The sequence below is a fragment of the Fibrobacter sp. UBA3629 genome (genome assembly GCF_002374005.1).
Lineage (GTDB): Bacteria > Fibrobacterota > Fibrobacteria > Fibrobacterales > Fibrobacteraceae > Fibrobacter.
The window spans coordinates 43327-49372 of sequence record NZ_DFLC01000002.1 but is presented as its reverse complement, the minus strand read 5'-3'; the positions used below and the strand labels follow the sequence as shown (position 1 = coordinate 49372).

At 51.9% G+C, this 6046-nt stretch carries 6 protein-coding genes; 3 read left to right on the top strand and 3 right to left on the bottom strand.

All coding sequences use genetic code 11. The features are described 5' to 3' along the window. Positions 1–116 precede the first annotated feature (116 nt). The 3 genes from B2310_RS00455 to B2310_RS00445 all read left to right on the top strand — a co-directional run bounded on the left by B2310_RS00455 (position 117) and on the right by B2310_RS00445 (position 3268). The gene (locus tag B2310_RS00455) at positions 117–1541 is read left to right on the top strand and encodes an ATP-binding protein (protein ID WP_290727877.1); all 1425 of its coding nucleotides are present in this window, start codon (positions 117–119) and stop codon (positions 1539–1541) included. A 106-nt stretch (positions 1542–1647) separates the two neighbouring features. Then, positions 1648–1992, top strand: a complete 345-nt coding sequence (locus B2310_RS00450) for a hypothetical protein (protein WP_290727875.1) — start codon at positions 1648–1650, stop codon at positions 1990–1992. A gap of 109 nt (positions 1993–2101) precedes the next feature. Further along, positions 2102–3268, top strand: a complete 1167-nt coding sequence (locus B2310_RS00445) for a DUF4434 domain-containing protein (RefSeq protein ID WP_290727873.1) — start codon at positions 2102–2104, stop codon at positions 3266–3268. Between the two features lie 155 nt (positions 3269–3423). Here the strand turns inward: B2310_RS00445 and B2310_RS00440 are convergent, their stop codons facing one another. The 3 genes from B2310_RS00440 to B2310_RS00430 all read right to left on the bottom strand — a co-directional run bounded on the left by B2310_RS00440 (position 3424) and on the right by B2310_RS00430 (position 5977). Then, positions 3424–4215: a hypothetical protein gene (locus B2310_RS00440; RefSeq protein WP_290727871.1), complete on the bottom strand. Its 792-nt coding sequence runs from the start codon at positions 4213–4215 to the stop codon at positions 3424–3426. An 8-nt stretch (positions 4216–4223) separates the two neighbouring features. Beyond that, positions 4224–4475 carry a hypothetical protein gene (locus B2310_RS00435; RefSeq protein WP_143151793.1) on the bottom strand — a complete coding sequence of 84 codons (252 nt, stop codon included), beginning with the start codon at positions 4473–4475 and terminating at the stop codon, positions 4224–4226. Between the two features lie 179 nt (positions 4476–4654). Further along, positions 4655–5977: an aspartate kinase gene (locus B2310_RS00430; RefSeq protein ID WP_290722874.1), complete on the bottom strand. Its 1323-nt coding sequence runs from the start codon at positions 5975–5977 to the stop codon at positions 4655–4657. Positions 5978–6046: the final 69 nt, after the last annotated feature.

The following is a 6046-nucleotide window of genomic DNA, read 5'->3' as shown; positions in this document are numbered from 1 at the left end:
GCTCAAAGTACGCCGGAATAATCAGTTTTAGCAATAAAATGAATAAAAAGTGCTAAACCGACACAATTTTTAATCATTTTAGCACTTTTTTAACGAAAAAATGCTATTTTAGAGGTATGGAAAAGATTGTCGGAAGAATAGAAGAGCAAAAATTACTCCTTTCGCTAAAGGACAGCCCTAAAGCTGAATTCGTCGCCCTTTATGGCCGCCGACGCGTCGGGAAGACATTTTTGATAAACCAGCTCTTCGGAGGCGACTTTGCATTCAAGATGACGGGAGTCCTTGACGGATCCCTAAAGGATCAACTAGCTGCATTTTCCGACTCCATGGACGATTTCGGTTACGACATGGAAGAAAAGCCCAAGGACTGGATGGAAGCTTTCAAGTTGCTAAAAAGAGCCTTGAAGCCCCGCGTCGAAAGCGGGGCCCCGTGCGTCATCTTTTTGGACGAACTCCCTGCAATGGACGCAAAAAAATCCGGCATCGCCAAGGCTGTCGGTTATTTCTGGAACAGCTGGGCATCTCTGTTCAGTAATGTCACCTTGATCGTTTGCGGCAGTGCTACAAGCTGGATGATTACGAATATTGTCGATAGCAAGGGCGGGCTTCACGACCGTATCACGCAAGAGATTCACGTTCGTCCGTTCTGCTTAAAAGAAACCGAAGAGTACTTTAACGAAAACGGATTCCAATGGAATCGCGATATCGTATTACAGGCCTACATGGCGTTGGGCGGCATCCCCTACTATCTGAGCCTTCTTTCGCCAAGGGAGAGCTTTGCGCAAAATATTGACAGGCTTTTCTTCGGTCCCGATGAAAAAATGCGCCGCGAGTTCAAGCGCCTTTTTGCAACCCTCTACAATCGTCCAGAAGGCTACATTGAAATTGTCAAGAAACTTTGCGAAAGCAAGCACGGCGTAACTCGTAAGGAACTCGCCGAATCACTCAAGGTTTCGAACAACGCATTCCTCGGTAAAAAGCTAGACGACCTTGTGCATTGTGATCTGCTGCGTAAGATTCCCGTCCGCGAAAAGAAAATCAAGAAAAATGATTTCGTTTTTCAACTGGCGGATTTCTTTTGCATTTTCTGGTTGACATTTATCCAAAAGGCCGAACTGGAAAACAATTATTGGCAGCACCATATCAACACGCCCGAAATCAATACCTGGATGGGCCTGTCGTTTGAACGTATCTGCATGTCGCACATTCTGCAAATCAAAAAGGCTTTGCGAATCGACGGCATTTCAACAATCAGCTACGCTTGGCGCAGTAAAAACTCTACACCAGGAGCACAAATTGACTTGGTGATTGAACGAGCGGACAAAATCGTCAACCTTTGCGAAATCAAATACAGCCAGACACCTTATTCTATTGACAAGGACGAATACCAAAAGTTGCTGAATCGCAGGGAGGCGTTTTCCAAGGAAACAGGACTTCGCCATTCACCTTGGATTACAATGATTGTAAGCGAAGGCCTTTCGCAAGGAATGTATTCCAACATTGCACAAGGCGTCGTTACGAAGGATGACCTGTTTGCGTGAAATCCTGTGAAGCAAATCACTCCCGCTCGGGGCAACTAAAAAAATTGCTCCCGCGCGGGTTTCATGGTATATATTACTTGTGTCTAAAATTCCAAGGAATACTATAATGAAAAAAATGTTCCTCGCGGCCGTTATCTGCGCAAGTGCTCTCTTCACCGCATGTGGCGACGACTCCTCTTCGGCTTCCAATTCCCCGACCTGCACCATCAACAAGGGCAGCAAGGTGACCATAACCATGACCAAGGACGGCCAGACGGAAGAAATCGTGTACGCCCTTGATGGCGACAACCTCGTAATGACCAAGGACGGCGAGAGCGAAACTACTCCGGCAGGCGGCATGACGCTCGACGACGTTGGAAACATGGCCGACGAAATGTGCTACGACTTCATGACGGGCGCAATGGACAGCAAGGACGACACCCCCGCCAAGGACGATACGCAAGAAAATTAAAACAGCAATGTGCGAAGGGTAGTAACTGAAGTCCGGCCGCAAGGCCGGATTTTTTTACCCTATTTTTCAGCATCTAGATTTTTGATTTAAAAGAATATATATTACAGGTATGGCAATCTCGCGGCCCACATTCCGACTCGCTCTCCCCGCGCTCCTGTGCGGAGCGTTTTCGCTTGTAGCGGGGCCGTTTGCCGGCGCAGTTCATGCGGCGGGATTCGCGGGTGTTTTCGACGCGGGCTGGTCCACTGCCTACTACCCGCAGGATTCCATCACGCACATGCACCAGCGCCTGCACGCGCGCGGGATGGACGAGGTCGTGTTGCAGTACGCCGCGGTCGAGGCGACGCACTTGTACTACCCCTCGCAACTGGACTTTTTGCAGAACACACAGTACAAGAACAACGAACTTTTCCCCAAAAGCATCGAGGCGGCAAAGGCTACCGGAACCAGGGTCTGGCTCGGGCTTTACTACAATGGCGACAACTGGTACACGCCACCGACCGCCGAGCAGCTTGATACTTTGTCTGCACGCAACCTGAAAGTGCTTGAAGAAATTTACGCGCTATACGGGAGCGAGACTGTCGTCGAGGGCGTGTACATCCCGCAAGAGATCGCTCGCTACTACTGGGACGGCCTGCGCAGCGACGCGACGCCGGAAATGCTCGTAGAACATTTCTTGAAACCCGTTACCGAGGCCGCACAGGCTATGGGCTGGAAGGTGATGGCGGCCCCATTCTACAACCAGAACCTGGAAACTCCCGAGAAACTGCAAACGTTTTTCGAGAAACTTTTTGCCGCAGGATTCAAGCCCGACATTATCGCCGTGCAGGACGGCGTGGGCGCAAGCGACGCAGGCAAGCACCACGCCGAAACTACGAACGTGGGCAACTACGAACGCGCGGTGGCACAGGCCTGCAAGCAATACGGTATTGAGTTCTGGGTAGATATGGAACTGTTCCGCACCGACGACTCGCACGCACTCGCAGACAGTGCAAGAATTTCGGCACAGCTCGATACCGCATACGCCGCAGGTGCAGCGAAGGTCATCGGCTATGACTTGGCCGTGCTCGGGAACGCGGGCCTCGACTCGCTCGAGAAGTGGGAACTGGAATCCAGCGCGGAGCCGACAACCGCAATTGCGGTCCCTTGCGAGACGCACAGCGAAACCATGCCACTCCTAAAGGGTGATGCCCGCATGTTCGATATGCAGGGCCGCTACCTCGGCACCGGCGAAAAGAAAATCAGCCCTGCCGTCAGGACAGTGAAGAAGCGGTAAAGTTTAGAATTCAGAAAAATACATATTTAGAGAATTATAACGCTAAAAAGTGCTTATAACGCTCTAAATCTTATATTTTTTAGCACATTTAGAGAATTATAGCACATAAAATGTACTATAGCAAAAAATTGTCTAACGTAACAAATCGGAATAAATCAGGTAAGATTCTTCCACTTGAAGAAAAGCGCCTTCATTTTCTGGAGGTAGAACTTGCTTTCTTCTACATCTATAAAGAACGTGGCAATGCACACCACAAGGTGCGCACTGAGAACTATGCCCACGATAGCATTGGCAACGTGATACGCGCCAAACATGTTAGTACGGACAAATTCAATGTGAGTCCACAGGAGCCAGAGAATTGAACATACCGCAAAGGCCTTCAGGACCAGCGTGTTATTCTTGGCAAGGGCAACAACGCCCGCCGCAATCGAAGCCGCAGTCATGATTACGACTGGCACGGAATGGTCGTACCCGATATGCACCAAGAAGCCAAACCCGTCTACCAAAAAGACTACGGCGCAGAACCGGAGCAGGCTCAGATTCACGTGGCTCCCTTCCTGAGTCTTCATGTTCCCCATAAACAACGAAACGAAATAGACTACCATAAACATGTTTATAAAGTGGTCGGCCAGCCTTTGCAGCAGGAACCCGACACCCGGCGAATATTGAAGGCCCAAATACACACGCGCGAAGTTTATACCGCCAACAATACTCACTATTATCATGATTGCGGAAAAGACTCTCAGGAGTTTCGCGCTCTTTTTTGCGAACACGATTATCCCCACGAGAATAATGGCGACACTTGCGAGAATCATCGGAGCAATATCCGTAAAGGACTCGCCCTCTTCAAACCCCACCATAGTAACCTGCAACAAGAGCCTCACGAGTCTATTTAACTCGTGCACGGCAATCAGGATGCCGAAAACTCTAAGCAAGGCAAGGTTCATCACAAGTCCTAATGCTCGTGTTTCCCTGTCGGGCTATAACTACAGCCGGAGCCATAACTAGTCGAGCCGCAGTAGGCGCACTTGTCGTTGCCGTGACCATGCTTGTGATTGCCGGTGGGGCTATAGCTGCACGAGCCATAACTGGACGAGCCGCAGTAGATGCAACTCGAAGAGTCCGCGATATGGACATGCTTGCCGGTGGGGCTGTAGGAGCAACCGCTCCCGTGACTGGATGAACCGCAAAAACGACAATGTGACATGGTTTGTACCTCTGATTGTAATATATATAAAAAACACCCCCGGCCGTGATAGTCGGGGGCGGTTTAATGCGGGTCTGGATCCTTCGACTTCGGCGCTATGCGCCTCCGCTCAGGATGACACCATAAGCATGTCACCCAGGATGACGTTCGCAAAGGCCCTTCGGCAGGCTCAGGGACCTTTATTTCACGAACGCGCCGTAGATGGCCTTGATGGCCTTCTCGGTATCGGCTTCGTCAACACCGGTGATGATGTTGATCTGCGAAGAACCCTGGTCGATGATGCGGACGTTCACCTTGTTCTCGGCGAGAGCGGTGAAGAGCTTTGCAGCCACACCGATCTTGTTCGTCATGCCGTGACCCACAGTCGCGATGAGCGAGATGCCCGGGAACACCTTGATACGGTCGGGGCGCATCTGCTGCGTGATGTCTTCGAGAACCACGTCCTGCACGGCGTCGAGAGCCTTGCTATCCACCACGATGCTCATGGAGTCGATGGCGCTCGGGCACAGTTCGTAGGAGAGACCTTCGCTTTCGAGCACGGCGAGCACGCGGCGGCCGAAACCGACTTCCTTGTTCATCATGGACTTTTCGATGTAGATCATGGAGAAGCCCTTGCGGCCGGCGACACCCGTAATCGGGAGCTTTGCTTCTTCCGGAGTGGGGCCGATGATGGTGCCAGCGTCTTCGGGGCGGTTCGTGTTGCGGATGTTGATAGGAATCTTCTTCGCGCGGCACGGGGCGATGGATTCGTCGTGGAGCACGCTGGCGCCGGAGTAGGCGAGTTCGCGGATTTCGCGGTAGCTCACGTATTCGATGGGCAGCGGATTTTCGACGATGCGCGGGTCAGCCATGAGCATGCCCGAAACGTCGGTCCAGTTTTCGTACTTGGCGGCATCGATGCCGTTGGCAAGGATGGCGCCCGTAATGTCGGAACCGCCACGGCTGAAGGTCTTGACTTCGCCACGGAGGTTTGCACCATAGAAGCCCGGCAGCACATAGAGCTGGTTTTCGTCAGACAAGGTCTTCGCGATGTCTTCGTAGGTCTTCGGGACAATGCGATACTTGTCGTCGAAGGTAATCAGCGGAAAGGTGTCGACGAAGTTTGCGCCCAGGTACTTGGCCATGAGGCGTGCGCAGAGGAATTCGCCACGGCTCACGAGGAAGTCCGTGCTCACGGATTCAGGCTGGTTCTTCAGCTTGTCTTCGAGGCTGTCCAGGTCTTCGGTCAGCTTGTCTTCGAGACCCAGGTCCTTGCAGATTTCGTCATAGCGCTGACGGATCAGGTTCCACGGGGTCGAAAAGTCGAGGCCCTTGGAGGCGAGGTCGTAGGTGCTGTAGAGGAGGTCGGTAAGCTTGGTTTCCTTAGGATTGCGCTTGCCGGGTGCGGAAACGACGATGACCTTGCGGTTCTTGTCGGATTCAACGATGGCCTTGATCTTCTTGAACTGGCCGGCATCGGCGACAGAGCTGCCGCCGAACTTGCATACGATTCTTTGACTCATTTTTTCCTTTCGGGCCACCAAACCTCTCGGCTTCGAGCGCAACCGCTTTCCTCACGGTCGTCGTGCCCA